The organism is Candidatus Phytoplasma ziziphi (genome assembly GCF_003640545.1).
GTDB lineage: Bacteria > Bacillota_I > Bacilli_A > Acholeplasmatales > Acholeplasmataceae > Phytoplasma > Phytoplasma ziziphi.
The window spans coordinates 146,834-163,568 of sequence record NZ_CP025121.1 but is presented as its reverse complement, the minus strand read 5'-3'; the positions used below and the strand labels follow the sequence as shown (position 1 = coordinate 163,568).

The following is a 16,735-nucleotide window of genomic DNA, read 5'->3' as shown; positions in this document are numbered from 1 at the left end:
TTTTACGTTGTTAAACAAAAAAAGACCCTGATGAGGGTCTTGGTTTGTGATTAAAAATTTAATCTAATTCTTGTGGTTTTGTAGGGGGCGATGTGGTATCTAAAAATTGATAATATCTTTTAGAGCATTCGTTACCATCGATATACCAATCATCAAAAATAAAACCAGTTATATATTTATAATAATGTTGATTGCCGTTTTCATCATAAATAATTCTACTACTACGGCCGAATTTAGCACGGACTTCATCGCCCGAATAATAAAAACCGTATTTGATGTAACATTGATTTAGCCAATTTATATAATTAGTTTGATATTGTTTAGCTAATTTAATTTTGAAAGAGCTATCGTTACAAAGAAGTAAATAAATATTATTATCAGTTTCAAAAAGATGGGAAACGATTTTAACTTTAAAAGGAATATTAAATTTTTTACTACCTATAGGAGCGGATACTTCAAAACCAATTTCAACTTCTTTTATTTCCTTATCGTATTCTCCTTCTTTAATTAAAGTAAGGGAAGTATAAAGATTATTTTCGCGTTTCCAATTACGAATGGCTTGATAAGGATCTAAAGAGTCATGTAATTCAATTACTACTTTTCTTTTTTGAATATTAAAGGCAAAAAGATAAATGTTTTTGGCTCCATTTGAAAGTTTTAATAAATCATTTAAATTATGTTTATTTGAATCAATAATTCTAATCCCATCATCAAAATAAATAGCTTCAATTTTTAAACTATTCAAAGTTTCGGTGGGTAATGGCAAAACCAAACCAGTATTAGTAGTAGCATTATAACAACCTAATTTAATGATTTTTGGTTTTTTAATAATGTTATTTTCAATTAAATATTGATTAATCGCTTCTTCTTGATTTTGGTCTGCAAACATGTTAATTATTATTAATTCTTTATTTACATTTTCTTCTTGCGGTTTTTGATTGACATCCCAAAAAACAAAAGCTTCTTCGATAGCAATTTCGTATTCTAAGAGGTCTTCTAAGGTGTATTTGTAACTTTCATCAGGATATCCTTTTTTAAAAGGGTTTATTCTTGGTTTGAAATAGACGCCTAAAAGTCCTTGAGGAGGATTTTTAAAATCGTTTATTAAAATCTTATTTTGATAACTATTAAATGATGGAGTAGAAAGTAAAATTTCAATATTACAGTTAAAATATGCTAAATAGGAATTAATATTTTTTTTATTTTCTATAGAATCAGTACTTTTAAAAATGTTAATATCATATCTTTTTGTTTTTGGTTGAAATGTTAACCATTCTTGTTGAAGAGTTTCACAATCAGCTAGTTTTATATTTGATTTAGTTTGACGATGAAAATAAGAATGAGCGGAGACGGAATGAGAAGATAAATGAAAAAGAATGATAATTAAAATAATTATGGAATTTTTAAATAAAGGGTATTTTAGTTAATTTTGGCATATATTGATTACCTCCTAAAAATGTGGTTTTTGAAATAGTTTCTAAGAGACAGTTATATTTAAAATTTTAATGAAACATATTATCTAGTTTTATTTGGTTACCTTACCAGTTATATATATTTGTTAAATAAAAAAAGACCTGAAGGGTCTTTATAAATAATAAAATTTTATATAAATTATTTTTGTTTCTTATTGGGTTTTTTTGAAGAAGAACCTTTTTCTTGAGTTTTGGTTTCTTTAGCTTTTTTTTCTAATATTTTTGTTATTTCTGGGTTTGATAACATTTGAATAATTTTATTTCTGTCTTCTTCTGAATAATTTTCAAGAGTATTATGTAATTCATAAAAATTTTTTACATCTTTTTTAGATTCTTCTTTTGATGAAATTATATCTTTTCCATGATTTTTTTTAGGTGCAGCCATTATTTGATGAACATTATTAGTAATTAAGAATAATCCTAAAAAAGTAAATAAACAAATACTTATTATTTTAAATTGATTTTGTAATTTAACCATTAATTAAATCTCCTTTAATTTTTTTATCCCTCGTCTGAGGTGATGTTGTAGAGGGATTTAAGGGAGGAGATGGTTTGTTTTTGATCATCTTTTTGAGATTTATCATAATCTCGTTGTAATGAATCTCTTAGTTTTATAGCGTTAGATAGCATATTTTCATACTTTTTTTGGGCGGCTTCTAATTTGCCGATTTGGGTTGAAACTTGTGCTATTTGTTCCATTATTTCATTTCGTTCGTCTTGTAATTTAGATATTTCAGCTTGTAATTTATCAATTTCAGGATTATTATAAATTGATATTCCTTGAGTTTGTAGTTGTGATTTTTTATTTTGTAATTGTGATTTTACTTGATTGATTTCTTGTACTTTGTCATCGTGTTTTTTTTGTAAATTAGTTTGTTGAGTTTTTAATGAAGGAAATTTATCTTTAATTTCTTTAATTTCGTGATTATAATTATCACATTTTTGTTGGTATTCATCGATGTTTTTTTGATCTTGTTTTATAAATCCTAAAATTTGTTCCCAAGATTTTCTAATTTTATCAATTTCTATTTTTTCTTCTTGGGAAAGATTATTTGGTAATAAAGATTTGTCATCAGTTTCTGAAAGAACATAAGCTTTAACTTGATCGAAATGAGATTGAGTTGTTTGAAATTTAAGTTTTGGAGGTTCGGTTTCGCGCTTGGATCTTGAAGGTGTTGATTGATTAAATTCATGTTTTAATGATGGTGATTTACCTAATTCTCGTTCTTTTTTAATATCATTAGTTCCTTGGTAAAAACAAATTAATAATAACAATCCAAGAAGTGAAATAATCGCGATAGTTACTAAACATTTTTTAAAAAAATTATTATTCATAAATTTCATTTCCTTTCCGATAATAGTGATTATTATCAAATATTGAAATATGAATATATCACTATTATACAACTTTATTTTTTAAATATCCAATAAAAAGGTTATTAGGTTAAATTTAATGATTATTTATTAGTAATTGGTTGAAAAAATTTAGCATATTTTTTTTCTTTTTGTTTTTCTTCGTAGCGTTTTTGAGCGCGAGCGTAACTAGGATTTTTTTGTTTTAGTTCTTCTTTTGTGTTTACAATTTCTTCGTTTTTGGTTTTGCAAAGTTCGCGGAGATCATTTTCTTTTAGTCTTAATTTTTGTACGTTTTCTCCTGAAACTTCTTTTAGTTTGTTTGTTAAATCTTCGGTTATGGTTTCGTATTCTTTGATTACAGATTCGTCTTGTTGTTTAAATTCAGTTAATTGGTTTTTCTCTGTTTGTATTTCTTTCTTTAAATTTACAGTTTCTTGACGAGTTTCATATTCTTCTTTTTTCTTTTTATAGTCTTTGTAATCGGCATCAAGTTTGTCTGTTTCGCGGTCAATACGAGAACAAATAGAGTCATAAGTTTCTTTTGACATCATTTTAGGTGTTCCATCTTTATTCACAAATATATCTTTGGCTAAATTAATTACTCGATGAGTTTCATGGACCACTAAACCCGCTTTGGCAATAGTTCCAGCGACTTTTTTAGTAACTCCGCCTGCTACTGCTTTTAAGAAACCGCGCCCACCAAAAGCATCCATATATAATTCGGCACCTTGGAAAAGGGCGTCTCGAAGGTTACCAAAACTAAATTCGTGTTTTTTATCCCAGTCATCAAGAGCGATTTTGGATGCGTCTGCGCCTTGTCGTAAAATTTCTAATTGTTTTCTTTCTATTTCGATAGTTGCTGTTTTGACATCGATTTCATCAATGTTTTTTTGAATTTCAGCTCTACGATCCTCCTCGTTTTTGATTTTAGTGAAAAGTTGTTGTTCGCCTGATGTTAATTCATTAAAATCGCGTTGTATTGACTCTTTTAGTTTGATAGCGTTAGATAGCATATTTTCATACTTTTTTTGGGCGGCTTCTAATTTGCCGATTTGGGTTGAAACTTGTGCTATTTGTTCCATTATTTCATTTCGTTCGTCTTGTAATTTAGAGATTTTGGCTTGTAATCTTATTTTGTCATCGGGGGATGCTAATTTTTCTTCTTCTTGTTTTTGTTTAATTTCTTTTTCTTTGGCTTCTTTGTCTTGTTCTAATTGTAAAAGTTTACCTTTTAGGATAGCGATATTACCTGTATTATCTTTTAATTGTTCTTTTAGTTCTTTAATTTTTCCTTCGTTTTTACCTAAGATTTCTTTTATTTTTTCTTTTTGTTCTTGGGTTATTTCTTTGGCTTTATATAATTCTTTTAATTCATCTTCACATTTTTTTAATTCACCTTCCCATTCGGATTTAAGGCCTTTGTAGTTATTAATGGTTTCATCGTATTTGTCAATTGCTTTATCAATTTCACCAATTAATTGACCGACATATTTAGATGATGGTGGTGTTTTGAAAAAAGATAAATAAATAAAACTAAAAAGAAATAAAATAATTAAAAAATAAACTAAATAGCCTTTCCAAGTAGTGCTGTAGTTGTTATGTGTGTTGTCGTATTTTCTTTTGAAGAAAAAGAAAATACTAAAAATAGAGATGGCCGTAATGGCCCAAGTATAATAGGCTCTAAAGTTAATAAAACCTTTAAATAAATCTAGTGGTGATAACATTATTTAGTTTCGCCTTTCTTTTGATTTTCGATTTGATCTAATATTTCGGTGTTTTGGGAAACGATCATTTGATAAGCTTGTTTTAAATCTTCTTGATTGATTTCATTTCTTTTATTTTCGCCAGTTCCTCTATTTTGAGCGAAGACGATTACTGTTGTTTTTAAAATATTTTCTAAAGTACGATTAGCTTTTAAGAATTGTTGATGATGTGGTAATCTTTCTAAAGCTTCATTAATCACTTCAAATAAGTATTTTTTAGCTTCGTCGCTATAAGGGTTTTTTCTTCTTTTGATTAAGAATTCTAAAAATTGTTGACGTTCAGCTTTGTTACCAGGTTTTACTTCGATGTTGTAAGTGAATCTTGATTTGATGGCTTCATCGATTTGGTCCTCGTGGTTGGTCGCGCCGATAATGAAAATAGGTTTTTCAGGGTTGTTTTCAAATGATGTCATTTCAGTTTTGAATTGGTTAACCACATTGGCAATTTCAGACCCTGCTTCTAAGGTACCTAAATCTGTAAAAATAGTTTCGCATTCATCTAAAAAGATAATGGCGCCATTGTTTTTGTCTACTTCGCGTCTAGCTGCTTCAAATAAATCTTTAACCATTTGCGGAGCTAAGCCTTTATATTTTTGTGAAAATAAAGAGCTACTTACTTCAAAGAATGGGAGTTTGGTTTCTTTGGCTAAGGCTCTTGCTAAAGTTGTTTTTCCTGTTCCTGGAACTCCGTATAACAAGATACCTAATGGAGGTTCCACGTCACCAATACCTTGATAGTTTTCTTGATTTTTAAGATAATCAATAAAACCTTTGACTGCTTTTAATTCTTGTTTAAACCCAATTAATTTATCAAAAGTTGGAAATTTTTGGGGATTAGTAGGTTGGAATTGATTTTTATCTTCTTCAAAGTTTGATATTGCAGAGGATCGGTTTTCTAATAAAGTTTGTGATTCTTGCTTATTTTGTTGTTCTATTTTTTTGGTTATATCTACATTTTGTTGTTCTATTTTTTTGGTTACATCTACATTTTGCTTTTGAAGTGTTTTGATTACTTGTTGATGCTCTGTTATTTGTTTTTCTGTTTCGATTAAAGTTTGGTGATGAATCCAAACATAAGTTCCTAGAGAAAAACAAAAAAATAAGATAATGATGGTTATCATTAAATGTTTTGAAAGTGGTTTTTGTTCGATTTGCTTTTTCATTCGGTTATTTTCCTTTCTCATAAAAAAAAGACCAAGAAAAACTTGGTCTTTATTAATCAATTAAGCTGTTTGAACAATTGAGGTTTTAATAGTTTGATTGCCGCCACTGAAAGAATTGCCTTTAGAATCAACTAATTCGTAATCAAAAATTAAGTCTAATTCAGGTTTTTTTCCATCGATAGTTTCTTTAATAATTTCTTTTTGTTCGATACCGATTTGGATTGTTATAGTTCCATTTCCTTCTTTTAAAGCCATTAAAGGACGTTGAGATTCATCATATTCATTATTATTAACTTTCATTGATAAATTAAAAAAATTTGTCGGATTTTCAAAAGTTGTTTTAGTATCATATGAAGAAGTTATTTTTAAATATAAAGGACCGTCAATTTCTATTCCATTTGTGTTAAGTACAGCTTTATGTTCCATTTCGATTAAATGTTGATATTTGCTTGGTTTGAAGTTTGGTATAGGAAGAGGTATAAGAATTTTATCCTCGTTATTTCCTTTAGTTCGTTCAATAGTGAAAAAAGGAAGATTGTTCATTAATTGAATTTTTTCTTTTCTTTGTTTAGAAAAGTAATTAGTTAAAGCGAAAATGGATGCGGTAGTGAAAAAGATAGCGATAATAATTGTGATAATAGTTAATATTTTATTTTTGTTTTTTATGTTTTTATTCATATTATTTAGTTCCTCCTAGGATGAGAGATTTAATCAATTCAAGAGAATTATTAATTCCTGTTGTTAACCAGGGAATTTTATTATCGTAGTAAATAATAATGACTTGTAAAATAAAATGTAAAATGATCGTTATGTAAGCTATTTTTTTTAATAAATTGCGTTTTTTTATTGGGATAATAGTTATATTTTCTTGTTTGGGGTTAGTCATTGTTTTTATTTCTTGGTTTTGGTTTGTTTCGTGATTATTGGGTTTTGTTTTTTTCTTAATGATTTTATTCATATTTAATTTCTCCTTTGTTGGTTGATATGGGTTTATTCTAATGTTAAATCTTTTACTTTATCTTTAATGGTTTTAGATAATTTGAAAGAGACAACGGTTTTCGCAGGTATTTCTAGTTTTTTTCCTGTTTTGGGGTTTTTACCTACATATGCTTTTCTTGCTTTTAATTTGAATTTACCAATTTGAGGGGATAAAATTACTTCTTCGTTGGATGTGATAGCTTCAATTAGAGCGTTCTCAAATGAGTTATAAAATTCTTCTGTTTTAGTTGCAGAAGTTTTGTTGGATAAAGCGATTTTTTTAATTAATTCTTTTTTAGTCATTTTTGGGTTTCTCCTTTTTTGATTTTTTTTGAAAATTATTGTTATTTAAATTAAAATAGAGTTTCGCTTAAAATTTAATGATGTGAAACGATGGTAAAAATTTTAATTCTACTCATAATTTTTAATAATGATTTCTTGATTGATGTTTTTATTGGTGAGATTATGGGTAGTTGTTGTTTTTATTTTTTTATAGTTTTTCTAAAATTTGAACCTTTTAATGTCTTGGTCTTGAATAACAGGTTTTTCAATTTCTTTAATAATCTCTTTTTCAATAATTTTATCTTTGAAAATAGTAATCGGTTCTTGGAAATTAGAATTTGAAGGTATATTTTCTATATTAGAATTAGCAGGTGTTTTTTCTATAAATTGAATATATACGAAAATGGCGATTATCATCCCCATCAATAAACAAATGATATTATCAAAATAATTAATTTTTGTTTTCATATCGATATATTATTTTTTTAATTATTCGACCTTTGTCATTAAATTCTTCAATACAATCAATAGTTTCGCCGTCGATACAATAAAATATTTCTTTAATCATTTGACCTTTGTCATTAAATTCGGAAATATAATGAATAGTTTCGCCGTCGGGTTGATATGTTATTTCTTTAATTTTTTGACCTTTGTCATTAAATTCGTGAATATAATGATGAATATATTTGCCGTCGGCTAGATATGTTATTTTTTTAGTCATTTGACCTTATTAACTCCTTTTTTTTAAATAATAAAAAAAATTTTTTTCTTTTATCACCTATTACTTTTGAACTGGATGGTTTTTGTTAAATGTATAAATTATTAATATATCAAAAATCATAAATTTTTTAATTTTAATTTTAAATTGCATTAATTATTTTTTAGATTTTTTTGACTAAAAATAATTAAATGATTTAAAATAAAAGACCTGAGTTAACGCTCAGGTCTTTATTAAGTTTATTTGATTATTATTGAGTTTTATGAATTTATTGTTTTAAAAAGGTAAAGTTTCTTGAGGTTTATTGTCTAAAAAGATGACATTATGTACGATTACTTTTGTATTTGTTTTCTTTTGACCTTCGTTGTTGGTGTATTTTTGGACAGATAATGTCCCTTCTAGATAAATTTTAGATCCTTTATGTAAGTATTTTTTCATGTTGTCAGCTTGGGTTCTAAAAACCACACAAGGAATATATTGTACTTTGTCTTTGTTTTGGTTAACCGCTAATTGAAAATCTATTTTAGGGACTTGTTCATTGTTAACCTTAAGATATTGTTTGTCAAGATCATGAGTGATACGACCAATTAATTGAACTTTATTTAACATATTTTATTTTTCCTTCTTTTTGATATATTTTTTATTTATTTATAGATAAAATTTTTGAAAACAAATGTATTTAAGACTATCTGATTTGTTGATGTTGGAATCGTTTATTACTGTTGTTTCAAAAATTTTATGTTGGGCTTTGATACAAAAAAAGATTACTTTGAAAGTAATCTGGTTTTTATTTTTTTATTGTTTTGAATAACTAGTTTAAAGTCATTACGGACGAGAAAGGTTAACGTTTTTTTAATTTTTTGATAGCAATGTTTTTAATATTTTCTACTTGTCTTAAGGTTAAATTTAGTATTTGGGATATTTCGTGATTAGAATAACTAGGTTGATAATCTTCGTTGATATTTCCTAAAGGAATTCCAAAATTTAATCTAATGACGTTAAAATCCTTTTTACTTAATTTGGTTTTTAGCTTCTTTAAAAAAATTTCATGATGAATTTGTTTTAACCATAATTGATGAGGGTTAAGGATTTGATAATGCCATATATGTTTTTCTTCTTGAAAAGAAGGGTTATTGGTTTTATGAATCTTTTGAGGAACGGAAGGTGAATGACTTTTTCTTATTAATTCTCTGATTTCTGATTTGATAGTTGGTGTCGCATAAGCGATAAAGTCATAACCTAAATCTACATAATTATCTAAAGCCTTGATTAATCCTAAAACCCCTTCTTGGTATAAATCATCTTTTTGAAGTACGCATGGGTAATATTTAAATTTAGAAACTAGTTTTTTTACTAAGGGCAAATGTAAATCGATTAATTGATTACGCATTTCTAAATTCTTTTTACTTTTTAAAAAATCTTTAAATAATTTTTCTCTTAACATTTAATTCCTTTCTAAAAATATTTTTAGAAAAGATAGGAAATTATTTTTTAGTCTTTGAAAAGAAAAAAAGACTAACTTAATAGTTAGCCTTAAAGAATTTTTAAAAAATAAAAAGTGTCTAAAGTTTTGGAACAGTTCAATCCTTTCCGTGTATTTGAGTAGTGTGATGTTTAAATCTTTCAAATTTTTATCTAAAATAACATCTAGAGGAATTTGAGTTTGGTGGGCTAATAATCGACTTAAATTTTCTTCTAAGGTCATTTCATAAGAAAAAACTAAGAGATGAGGATGATGATGAGTTTCTTGGTGTTTGGTTTTAGTGATATCTAAAAGAAGGTTGTAAACAAAAGTGGTTTTTCCTAAACCTGTATAGCCCCCAATGGTGATAATTTGGCCTTTTTTAAATCCTTTTGTGGCTTGATTTAAACCTCGGAAAGTTTCTGATAAACGGTAATATTCTTCTTGAATTTTTTGTTTTGATTGATTATCAGTTTCAAAAAATTCAGGATGATAAGAGACCATTTGATTTAAAGTTAACAAAGTCTTATCGGAGGAATGAGGTATAAAGGACATAAATTTTCTTAATTTTTCAAAGATTTCTTGATAGTATAGATCCTTATGATAAGGATCTTTATTTTCAAAAGAAGGACTAATAATTTTTAAGAGTTGTCGGAACAGTTTTTCTTGGGTATAGGTATGTTTTAAGTTATCTAAGAAATTAAGGTTATTTTCCTTACTAAAATCATCACTTAAAAAAGATAATGATTCTTTAGTAAAGTTATCTTGGGGGAAATAGGTTTGAAGATAGGTGAGTAATTCTTCGATTATCTCATTTTGAGACTTTATTTTATCAAAGGGATGATTAGTTATTTTTCCTAAAGTTAAATATTTTAAGGCCTGAAAGATTTTTGTATGTTGTTTATCTAAAAAAGATTGTGGATCAATGAGCTGAAAATAAAAACTTAATTGTTCAGCTTTATTTTGGTTCATATAGGAAATGATTTGTTTTAACGCTTTTTGTTCGTTGGTTAACATTTTATATTAACTCCTTTTTTATTTTTTTAATGATGTTGATGTTAGAAAAAGGGATGAATTGACGGGTAATTAAGTTTTGTAAGAAATTGTTGGCTGAATTGGAAAATAAGTTAATTACTTGATTAATGCCTTGGATTTTTCCTTGGTTGATTTTATTGTTTAGTCTTTGAGTTTCTGGTTCGTTGTTGATTAATAAATAAAACTCAAAACGAGTATCTAATTTTTTGAGTTGTTGGGCCTCTATCATGGCTTGTTTATAGCGTTCACGAAGACATGTTTTAAAATTAAAAGCGATGATTCTTTTCTTTTTAGTAAATAAAACTAAATCAAATTTAATGTCAGGGATAAAAAATAAATTTACTTGAGGGTATAAATTAGTGATTCCTTTATTGTTTAAGTATAATAAAATTAAATATTCATTGATTTTACCACAAATGACTTTTTGACTTTGAGAGTTGATGTTATTTTGGTTAAAATAATGGTTTAATTGTTGGTAATTGGTTTTCATATACTTGTCAACAGAAAGATTAAAGGTAGTTTTTTTAAAAAAACATTTTAAGATTTCCACAGTTTGGATATTAGTATTAAATTGTTGAATATTAAAAAAATCTTGGTTATTTAACATTTGATATTCCTTTCTTTAAATAAAAAAACCTTTAAATTAAGGTCTTTTGTTGGTTTTTTTAGTTTTAAAAATTCTTTTTGTTTTCCAGGTAATGATGCCATCTTTATGAATGGTTTTGATTTTTCCATTAGAAAAATAGATGTAAGTATTGCCATTTTGGCAGATTTTTTTAGTTATGATCGCCATTTGATAGTGCTCCTATTTGTTTGATTATTTGATTTTGGTTAGTTAATGTTGTTTTGCTATTCATCTCTTTTAAGATTAATTTGTGGCCGAGGTTTTTTATTTCTAAGAATAATTCATATCCTTGGCTTACTTGGCGAAAGTATGATAAAGGATGAGTTTCTATGACGTCTAATTTATGATCTTTTTGGTTTTGTTTGCGTTCTAAACCTAATTGTGGTTTGATTTTGAGATAAACAGTCATATCTGGTTTAATAAATTGTTTATTAAGTAAATTAAAAAGCTGATAATTTTTATCAATGTTGCGAGGATAAGCTTGATAGGCAAAGTTAGAACCTAACCATCTATCTATTAAAATGATTTTATTAGTTTCTAAATGTGGTTTTATTTCCTCTTCTTGGATTTGTTGCATATTAGCAAAACTCAATAAATAGCGAGTTAATGGTTTTAATTGGGCATTAGTTAAAAAGATATCACGAAGAGGTTGGCCGATGGAGGAACTTCCTAACCCTTGTAGAGTAATTACTTCTTGACCTTGTTTTTCTAATTGTTTTCTAATTTTTTGAATTAAAGTTGTTTTACCACTGCCATCTAAGCCTTCAAAAACTATTAATTTCATTTTTTTCTCCTTTTAATTTAGATTTTGGGTATAAAAAAAGACCTTCGATTTGAAGGTCTTAGGGTTTTTTAATTATTATTTAAATTTACTTAATCGTTTTAAATAAGTTGTTTGTGATAATTCTTGTTTAGTTTTTGATAAAAGTTCTAAATATCGTTTGCTATCTTGAATCATTTTGGTAATAAAATTATTATCTAAGTAAATTCTAACTACATGATAATCATTATCATTAAAATAAACTAAAAAATAAGCAAATTTAGTTTGACTGCAATATAATTGACATTGAACTTGAGCCCAGTAGTTAATAGGGACTTCTTGGTGGAAAAAGAAGCCATTCCAAGTGGAGGAGATGTTATTGTTTTCATCCACATAAGGACATTTAATTTCTAAGAGAGTGTTGGTTTTAGCATTATAATCATCAAGTGAGGCAGAAAAAATTTTTTCTTTGTCATCCGTAAAGATGGTATCAGGATAAGTTAATTGAGTTGTTTTTTCAAAGAAAGCGCGAGCGATTGGTTCGGTTTTATTTCCGTGTTCGGTGTATTTGTTGCTTGTGAAAGTAGTGTCAAAGAGTTTGTCATGGACTAATTGTTCTAAAGAACGGAATTTATCATTACCTGTGATACTGCCGATTTCGGAAGCGTTAATATATTTTTTTCGATGTTGGTACCATTCTTTGGTGCGTTGGGATAATGTGATTTGCATGGTTATTTTTCTTTCTTAAATAATGAGATGATATATTGGCCTAAATAATAAATAAATTTAATTATATAATGTAAAAATTTAAAAAGAAAATCAATTAAACATAAGAGATGAGGTAAAAATAATAAAATAATGGTTAATAAAACTAAATTAAGCCATTGGTTTTGATTATTAAAAAAACAATTACTTATAGCAACAAACCAATTATTTAATTTTGTTAACCAAGTATTAATGCGGTTCCACATGATTATTAGTTTTAATAGTGGTTAGATATTGATAAAATCTAACTACGATACCTTTCTTTAATCTTTGGATGCTTAATTGGTAAGTAAAAAGATAGAATTTGATTAAATAATTAATAAAAATTAAAGGTGTTAATAAAATAGAGATAATGATGTTAATGGATAAAGATGGTAATATTTTTTTAATGAACATATTTAATGGTTCCTTTCTTTTTTAAGTATTGGGTAATAAAAAAGATCCTTGTGAAGGGTCTTTGGATGATATTTTAATTAAGAATCGAGGATATCTGGTTTTTTGGGTGGTGGTGTAGTATCTAAAAAATGGTAATATGTGCGAGCGCATTCATTGCCGTCAATATACCAATTATCAAAGAAAAATCCCGAAACATATTGATAATAATGGGTGTTACCATTTTCATCATAAATGGTTTTGCAAAAACGTCCAAATTTATCTCGGACTTCGTCGCCTGTATAATAAATGCCAGGTTTAATATAACATTGCCTTAACCAATTAATATATTCAGAACTATAATTATTGAAAATACGCAATTTTACTTTTTCATCTTTACAAGAAATAATAAATTTTTCCTTTTCGGTTTCAAAAATATTTTTAAGTTGGAGAAGTTCACACGATATAGTCTCTTTTCTATTTGGAGATGCTGACAATACCACTTTCATGCTATCAGTTTGGCGTATAAATTCACCTTCATAATCAAATAAATTATTATCTCTTTTCCATGTTCGAATGGCTTGGTAAGGATCAATAGCATCAGGTAATTCGATGCTTTTAATTCTTTTTTGGGTGCTAAAAGTGAAAAGATAAACATTTTTAGCACCATTTGATAATTTCAGCAAATCTTCAATGGTATAAGTTAGTTGGGGGAGGAGGCGAATTCCATCATCGAAATAAATAGCCTCAAATTCAAAACTTAGAAATCCACCTAAAGGGAAAGGAACAACCAAACCAGTGTTAGGAGTGGGGTTATAACAACCTAATTTAATTAGTTTGGGTTTTTGGATGATTTTCTGTTGGATTAAGTAATTATTAATCGCTTCTTCTTTACTTTGATCAACAAAGAGATTGATGTTGATTAATTGCACATTGCACTTTTCTTCCTGAGTTTTTTGTTGAGCATCCCAAAATACGAAAGCTTCTTCGATAGCGATTTCGTATTTTAAAAGGTCTTCTAAGGTGTGTTTTTTGTCTGCAGCAGGATATTTAATATTAAAGGGATTAGAGCGGGGTTTAAAATAGACACCCAATAGTCCTGAAGGAGGATCTTTTAGGAACCACCAGAAGTAACCTTCGGCATAATCATTGTAGGCAGGTTCTGGTAAATCACGTTCATCAAATTCAATGTTGAAATATTTTAGGATTTCAGGGATACTTTCTTTGGATAAAACGCTGATATCATACCTTTTCATTTTAGGTTGGAAGGTTAACCATTCTTGTTGGAGGGTTTGGTAATCCGCTAATTTAATTTTGGTTTCGTTTTGATTATGAAAAAAAGAAGAATGAGCATTGATGGAAAGGACAAAATTGAAATTAATAATTAATAACATAATTATTAATTTTTTAGATACAGGGAATTTTAATTACTTTAGACATTATTTAATAACCTCCTAATTCTTTTTTAATTTTTTTTTGCCTGACAAATGGTAAAAAGGGATAAAAAAAAGACTCTTGTTTAAAGAAGTCTTGTTATTTGGATGAGTAAGTATGGTTAAATAAAAAAACCCCTTTTGGAAAGGGGTTTTTTTATAAAAAAGATAATTTTTATGTTGATAATATTTTTAGTTATTTTCATCATTTAAATTGTTTAAAAGGTTTTTATAAGTTTTTAATTGTTCTTTTTGATTATCAATTAATTGTTTGTAATTTTCTTTTAATTTTAAGAGATTTTCTTTTTGATTATCAGTGATACTTCCTTGTAATTCTTTATCTATGTTTGTTATTTTGGTTGCATTATCATAAATTTTCTGTTTTAAATTAATTATGTTTTCTTCAATAGTAAAGTTCTGATTAACAGGTTGCCTGCTACTAGTTTCTGGAAGTTTTGGATCCGTTGCCATAACTGGATTAATATTGATGAAAGCGAATAATCCTAAAAAACTCATTAAAAATAATGGTAAAAGATGTAATTTATTTTTTATTTGCATCATTTTAACTTATAACTCCTTATTTATTTATTCTTCTAATTGCTTTTTTTTGCAAAATTATTATTTATAATATTTATTTAATTGAAAAAAATTGTTTATCTAAGTCATGGAATTTAACGTGTTTTTCTTCTTCTTGTTTTAATAAATCTTGTGGATTTTGTCTCATGTTTATTGAGGTTATAATTTTTTTCTAATTTCTTTTAATTCATAAATTAATTTTCCTTGTTGTTCTGTAATTTGAATTAATGAACCCAATTTCATCGATAAGGCAAATAACTTTTGATATAATTCTGGATTGATATTTTTATTCATATTTTGCATCTCTAAAACTACTTTTTTCCATTCTCCAGCGAGTTGCCAATTTCGTTCATTAATAAAAACTGATTGCGTTTCTAAAAAAAAATCACAAGAATTATTTAAAATGTAATTATTATTTTGTGATGAAGAACTATTATCATCCATCGCCATAATTTGATAATTATTGTTATTTATAACAAATAAAAATCCTAAAAAAACGAATAAAACTATTTTAAATAAGTATAATTGTTTTTTTAATTTAAACATTAATTTATAACTCCTTTAATTTTTTTATCCCTCAATTGGTGTGATTTCATAGAGGGAGTTGAGGGAGGATAATAAGGGGGTTGATTTGGTTTCTTGTAAATAATCTCTATTCAATCCTTCAAATAAACCTTGTTTTTAACCCTTCGGGTACCTTCAAGTTTATTTTCTATTAAATTAGCTTATAATCAACCATATCTTCTTATCATTTTAATTTGATTTCTATGAAAACCAATAAAGTGTGTACAATTTATAATCTCTTTCTCCAAATTGGCTATTTCTTTATTTGTTTTTTTGTTTTTTGGTTGTGATTTTAATTCTTCTATTTGTTTTTCTAATTGTTCTCTTTTTTCAAGATTTTCGTTTATAATAATGATTTTATTTTGAACTAATTCGTGATTTTTTCTTATTCTTTCTTCCTTTTGTTCTTGTATAGTTTTACTATTTTCCATCGCCATAACTTGATTATTATTGTTGTTAATAACAAATAATAATCCTAAACAAATGAATAAAACTATTTTAAATAAGTATAATTGTTTTTTTAATTTAAACATTAATTTATAACTCCTTTAATTTTTTTATCCCTCAGTTGAGGTGATTTCATAGAGAGATCAGTTGAGGTGATTTCATAGAGAGAGTTGAGGGATTGTAAGATTGAATTTCTATATACTGTTTCTGCATCTTCATATCTTTCTTCTAAAATTCTTTTGTAGTTTTCAGCGCTAGATAACATATCTTGATAATATTTTTGCCTTGCTTTTAATTTATTAATGTTAACTTTTATTTTGCCGATTTTTTCAACTATTTCTTGCACTTCATCTTGAAGTTTTTTGATTTCAGCTTCGTTTTGTTTTCTATTAATTTTTAATCTATTAAGTTCTTGGTTTTTTTCGTCGCGTTGGTGTTCTAGTTGTTGTTGTGGTTGTTTTAAATTTTCTATTTGAAGTTGAATAGAATTTAAGTGAGATTGGTGTTCGTCACATGTTTTTTGTTCTTTGCTAATGGCATCTTTTTCTTCTTTTAATAAATTCAATGATAATTGCCAACTATTTTTTAGTTTATTGATTTCTTCTTGTTCTCTTGCTGATAGATCTGATGGTAATTTAGAAGTGTCAGTAGGTTCGGTAAAAAGATAAGTTTTAATTTGTTCTAAACGAGCAGCAGTGGTTTTAATTTTCGGTTGGGGTGGTTTTTCCGTAGAGCGTTTAGATCTGGAAGGAGTTGGGGTGGTTTCAGGTTCTAAGGAATCTTTTTCTGGAGTTTGTCCTAAAGGAGAAAAAGAATTTTTTTTGTTTTGATAATCATTAAATCCTTGGTGAATGCCTATGATAATTGCTATTCCAAAAAGTAAAATGATAATAATAGTTACTAAATGTTTTTGAAAAAAGTTGGGTTGTTTCATAACTTATTTACCTTTCCTGATAATAGTGAT

Annotated in this window: 23 protein-coding genes and 1 pseudogene; all 24 read right to left on the bottom strand. The window is 26.9% G+C overall.

The window, feature by feature from the left end; all coding sequences use genetic code 11:
• Nucleotides 1-58: 58 nt before the first annotated feature.
• Nucleotides 59-889: a hypothetical protein gene (locus CWO85_RS03835; RefSeq protein ID WP_320410446.1), complete on the bottom strand. Its 831-nt coding sequence runs from the start codon at nt 887-889 to the stop codon at nt 59-61.
• Nucleotides 890-1,611: 722 nt separating this feature from the next.
• Nucleotides 1,612-1,950: an SVM family protein gene (locus tag CWO85_RS00885; RefSeq protein WP_121463825.1), complete on the bottom strand. Its 339-nt coding sequence runs from the start codon at nt 1,948-1,950 to the stop codon at nt 1,612-1,614.
• A 23-nt stretch (nt 1,951-1,973) separates the two neighbouring features.
• Nucleotides 1,974-2,807, bottom strand: coding sequence for a coiled-coil domain-containing protein (locus CWO85_RS00880; RefSeq protein WP_121463824.1), 834 nt, complete (start codon nt 2,805-2,807; stop codon nt 1,974-1,976).
• Between the two features lie 122 nt (nt 2,808-2,929).
• Complete coding sequence (locus CWO85_RS00875) at nt 2,930-4,552, bottom strand: coiled-coil domain-containing protein (protein WP_121463823.1); 1,623 nt, start codon at nt 4,550-4,552, stop codon at nt 2,930-2,932.
• Nucleotides 4,552-5,754 carry an AAA family ATPase gene (locus CWO85_RS00870; protein WP_121463822.1) on the bottom strand — a complete coding sequence of 401 codons (1,203 nt, stop codon included), beginning with the start codon at nt 5,752-5,754 and terminating at the stop codon, nt 4,552-4,554. The genes CWO85_RS00875 and CWO85_RS00870 overlap by 1 nt, the downstream gene beginning before the upstream one ends.
• Before the next feature lie 60 nt (nt 5,755-5,814).
• A complete protein-coding gene (locus CWO85_RS00865) occupies nt 5,815-6,432 on the bottom strand; it encodes a hypothetical protein (protein ID WP_121463821.1) in 618 nt (205 codons plus the stop codon).
• Nucleotide 6,433: 1 nt separating this feature from the next.
• Nucleotides 6,434-6,712 (bottom strand): hypothetical protein, encoded by a 279-nt coding sequence (locus CWO85_RS00860; RefSeq protein ID WP_121463820.1) that lies wholly within the window; start codon nt 6,710-6,712, stop codon nt 6,434-6,436.
• 32 nt (nt 6,713-6,744) lie between these two features.
• Nucleotides 6,745-7,035 carry an HU family DNA-binding protein gene (locus CWO85_RS00855; RefSeq protein WP_121463819.1) on the bottom strand — a complete coding sequence of 97 codons (291 nt, stop codon included), beginning with the start codon at nt 7,033-7,035 and terminating at the stop codon, nt 6,745-6,747.
• Between the two features lie 198 nt (nt 7,036-7,233).
• Entirely contained in the window at nt 7,234-7,482 is a 249-nt protein-coding gene (locus CWO85_RS03700) for a hypothetical protein (RefSeq protein ID WP_201736622.1), read from the bottom strand.
• On the bottom strand, nt 7,466-7,735 hold the full coding sequence (locus CWO85_RS00845) for a DUF2963 domain-containing protein (protein WP_121463818.1): 270 nt from the start codon (nt 7,733-7,735) through the stop codon (nt 7,466-7,468). The genes CWO85_RS03700 and CWO85_RS00845 overlap by 17 nt, the downstream gene beginning before the upstream one ends.
• Before the next feature lie 273 nt (nt 7,736-8,008).
• On the bottom strand, nt 8,009-8,341 hold the full coding sequence (locus CWO85_RS00840) for a single-stranded DNA-binding protein (protein ID WP_121463817.1): 333 nt from the start codon (nt 8,339-8,341) through the stop codon (nt 8,009-8,011).
• Between the two features lie 232 nt (nt 8,342-8,573).
• Entirely contained in the window at nt 8,574-9,176 is a 603-nt protein-coding gene (locus CWO85_RS00835; RefSeq protein ID WP_121463816.1) for a sigma-70 family RNA polymerase sigma factor, read from the bottom strand.
• A gap of 42 nt (nt 9,177-9,218) precedes the next feature.
• Nucleotides 9,219-10,211, bottom strand: a pseudogene (locus tag CWO85_RS00830) (DnaB-like helicase C-terminal domain-containing protein); the annotation flags it as partial.
• A gap of 1 nt (nt 10,212) precedes the next feature.
• Nucleotides 10,213-10,836, bottom strand: coding sequence for a hypothetical protein (locus CWO85_RS00825; protein WP_121463815.1), 624 nt, complete (start codon nt 10,834-10,836; stop codon nt 10,213-10,215).
• Nucleotides 10,837-10,872: 36 nt separating this feature from the next.
• A complete protein-coding gene (locus CWO85_RS03695) occupies nt 10,873-11,022 on the bottom strand; it encodes a hypothetical protein (RefSeq protein WP_201736601.1) in 150 nt (49 codons plus the stop codon).
• A complete protein-coding gene (gene tmk, locus CWO85_RS00820) occupies nt 11,006-11,638 on the bottom strand; it encodes a dTMP kinase (RefSeq protein ID WP_121463814.1) in 633 nt (210 codons plus the stop codon). Before tmk ends, CWO85_RS03695 begins: the two co-directional genes overlap by 17 nt.
• Nucleotides 11,639-11,713: 75 nt before the next feature.
• Nucleotides 11,714-12,343, bottom strand: coding sequence for a YqaJ viral recombinase family nuclease (locus CWO85_RS00815; RefSeq protein WP_121463813.1), 630 nt, complete (start codon nt 12,341-12,343; stop codon nt 11,714-11,716).
• Between the two features lie 2 nt (nt 12,344-12,345).
• On the bottom strand, nt 12,346-12,585 hold the full coding sequence (locus tag CWO85_RS00810; protein ID WP_121463812.1) for a hypothetical protein: 240 nt from the start codon (nt 12,583-12,585) through the stop codon (nt 12,346-12,348).
• A complete protein-coding gene (locus tag CWO85_RS00805) occupies nt 12,569-12,775 on the bottom strand; it encodes a hypothetical protein (RefSeq protein WP_121463811.1) in 207 nt (68 codons plus the stop codon). The genes CWO85_RS00810 and CWO85_RS00805 overlap by 17 nt, the downstream gene beginning before the upstream one ends.
• A gap of 77 nt (nt 12,776-12,852) precedes the next feature.
• Nucleotides 12,853-14,145 (bottom strand): hypothetical protein, encoded by a 1,293-nt coding sequence (locus CWO85_RS00800; RefSeq protein WP_121463810.1) that lies wholly within the window; start codon nt 14,143-14,145, stop codon nt 12,853-12,855.
• A gap of 231 nt (nt 14,146-14,376) precedes the next feature.
• Nucleotides 14,377-14,745, bottom strand: a complete 369-nt coding sequence (locus tag CWO85_RS00795; RefSeq protein ID WP_121463809.1) for an SVM family protein — start codon at nt 14,743-14,745, stop codon at nt 14,377-14,379.
• A gap of 174 nt (nt 14,746-14,919) precedes the next feature.
• Nucleotides 14,920-15,306 carry an SVM family protein gene (locus CWO85_RS00790; protein ID WP_121463808.1) on the bottom strand — a complete coding sequence of 129 codons (387 nt, stop codon included), beginning with the start codon at nt 15,304-15,306 and terminating at the stop codon, nt 14,920-14,922.
• 185 nt (nt 15,307-15,491) lie between these two features.
• Nucleotides 15,492-15,857, bottom strand: a complete 366-nt coding sequence (locus CWO85_RS00785; RefSeq protein WP_121463807.1) for an SVM family protein — start codon at nt 15,855-15,857, stop codon at nt 15,492-15,494.
• Nucleotides 15,857-16,705 (bottom strand): coiled-coil domain-containing protein, encoded by an 849-nt coding sequence (locus CWO85_RS00780; RefSeq protein WP_121463806.1) that lies wholly within the window; start codon nt 16,703-16,705, stop codon nt 15,857-15,859. Before CWO85_RS00780 ends, CWO85_RS00785 begins: the two co-directional genes overlap by 1 nt.
• Nucleotides 16,706-16,735 lie beyond the last annotated feature (30 nt).

Coding starts and splice junctions, on each gene's coding strand:
- CWO85_RS03835 (WP_320410446.1), bottom strand. CDS start 889: ATGTTTGCAGACCAAAATCAAGAAGAAGCGATTAATCAATATTTAATT.
- CWO85_RS00885 (WP_121463825.1), bottom strand. CDS start 1,950: ATGGTTAAATTACAAAATCAATTTAAAATAATAAGTATTTGTTTATTT.
- CWO85_RS00880 (WP_121463824.1), bottom strand. CDS start 2,807: ATGAATAATAATTTTTTTAAAAAATGTTTAGTAACTATCGCGATTATT.
- CWO85_RS00875 (WP_121463823.1), bottom strand. CDS start 4,552: ATGTTATCACCACTAGATTTATTTAAAGGTTTTATTAACTTTAGAGCC.
- CWO85_RS00870 (WP_121463822.1), bottom strand. CDS start 5,754: ATGAAAAAGCAAATCGAACAAAAACCACTTTCAAAACATTTAATGATA.
- CWO85_RS00865 (WP_121463821.1), bottom strand. CDS start 6,432: ATGAATAAAAACATAAAAAACAAAAATAAAATATTAACTATTATCACA.
- CWO85_RS00860 (WP_121463820.1), bottom strand. CDS start 6,712: ATGAATAAAATCATTAAGAAAAAAACAAAACCCAATAATCACGAAACA.
- CWO85_RS00855 (WP_121463819.1), bottom strand. CDS start 7,035: ATGACTAAAAAAGAATTAATTAAAAAAATCGCTTTATCCAACAAAACT.
- CWO85_RS03700 (WP_201736622.1), bottom strand. CDS start 7,482: ATGAAAACAAAAATTAATTATTTTGATAATATCATTTGTTTATTGATG.
- CWO85_RS00845 (WP_121463818.1), bottom strand. CDS start 7,735: ATGACTAAAAAAATAACATATCTAGCCGACGGCAAATATATTCATCAT.
- CWO85_RS00840 (WP_121463817.1), bottom strand. CDS start 8,341: ATGTTAAATAAAGTTCAATTAATTGGTCGTATCACTCATGATCTTGAC.
- CWO85_RS00835 (WP_121463816.1), bottom strand. CDS start 9,176: ATGTTAAGAGAAAAATTATTTAAAGATTTTTTAAAAAGTAAAAAGAAT.
- CWO85_RS00825 (WP_121463815.1), bottom strand. CDS start 10,836: ATGTTAAATAACCAAGATTTTTTTAATATTCAACAATTTAATACTAAT.
- CWO85_RS03695 (WP_201736601.1), bottom strand. CDS start 11,022: ATGGCGATCATAACTAAAAAAATCTGCCAAAATGGCAATACTTACATC.
- tmk (WP_121463814.1), bottom strand. CDS start 11,638: ATGAAATTAATAGTTTTTGAAGGCTTAGATGGCAGTGGTAAAACAACT.
- CWO85_RS00815 (WP_121463813.1), bottom strand. CDS start 12,343: ATGCAAATCACATTATCCCAACGCACCAAAGAATGGTACCAACATCGA.
- CWO85_RS00810 (WP_121463812.1), bottom strand. CDS start 12,585: ATGTGGAACCGCATTAATACTTGGTTAACAAAATTAAATAATTGGTTT.
- CWO85_RS00805 (WP_121463811.1), bottom strand. CDS start 12,775: ATGTTCATTAAAAAAATATTACCATCTTTATCCATTAACATCATTATC.
- CWO85_RS00800 (WP_121463810.1), bottom strand. CDS start 14,145: ATGTTATTAATTATTAATTTCAATTTTGTCCTTTCCATCAATGCTCAT.
- CWO85_RS00795 (WP_121463809.1), bottom strand. CDS start 14,745: ATGATGCAAATAAAAAATAAATTACATCTTTTACCATTATTTTTAATG.
- CWO85_RS00790 (WP_121463808.1), bottom strand. CDS start 15,306: ATGTTTAAATTAAAAAAACAATTATACTTATTTAAAATAGTTTTATTC.
- CWO85_RS00785 (WP_121463807.1), bottom strand. CDS start 15,857: ATGTTTAAATTAAAAAAACAATTATACTTATTTAAAATAGTTTTATTC.
- CWO85_RS00780 (WP_121463806.1), bottom strand. CDS start 16,705: ATGAAACAACCCAACTTTTTTCAAAAACATTTAGTAACTATTATTATC.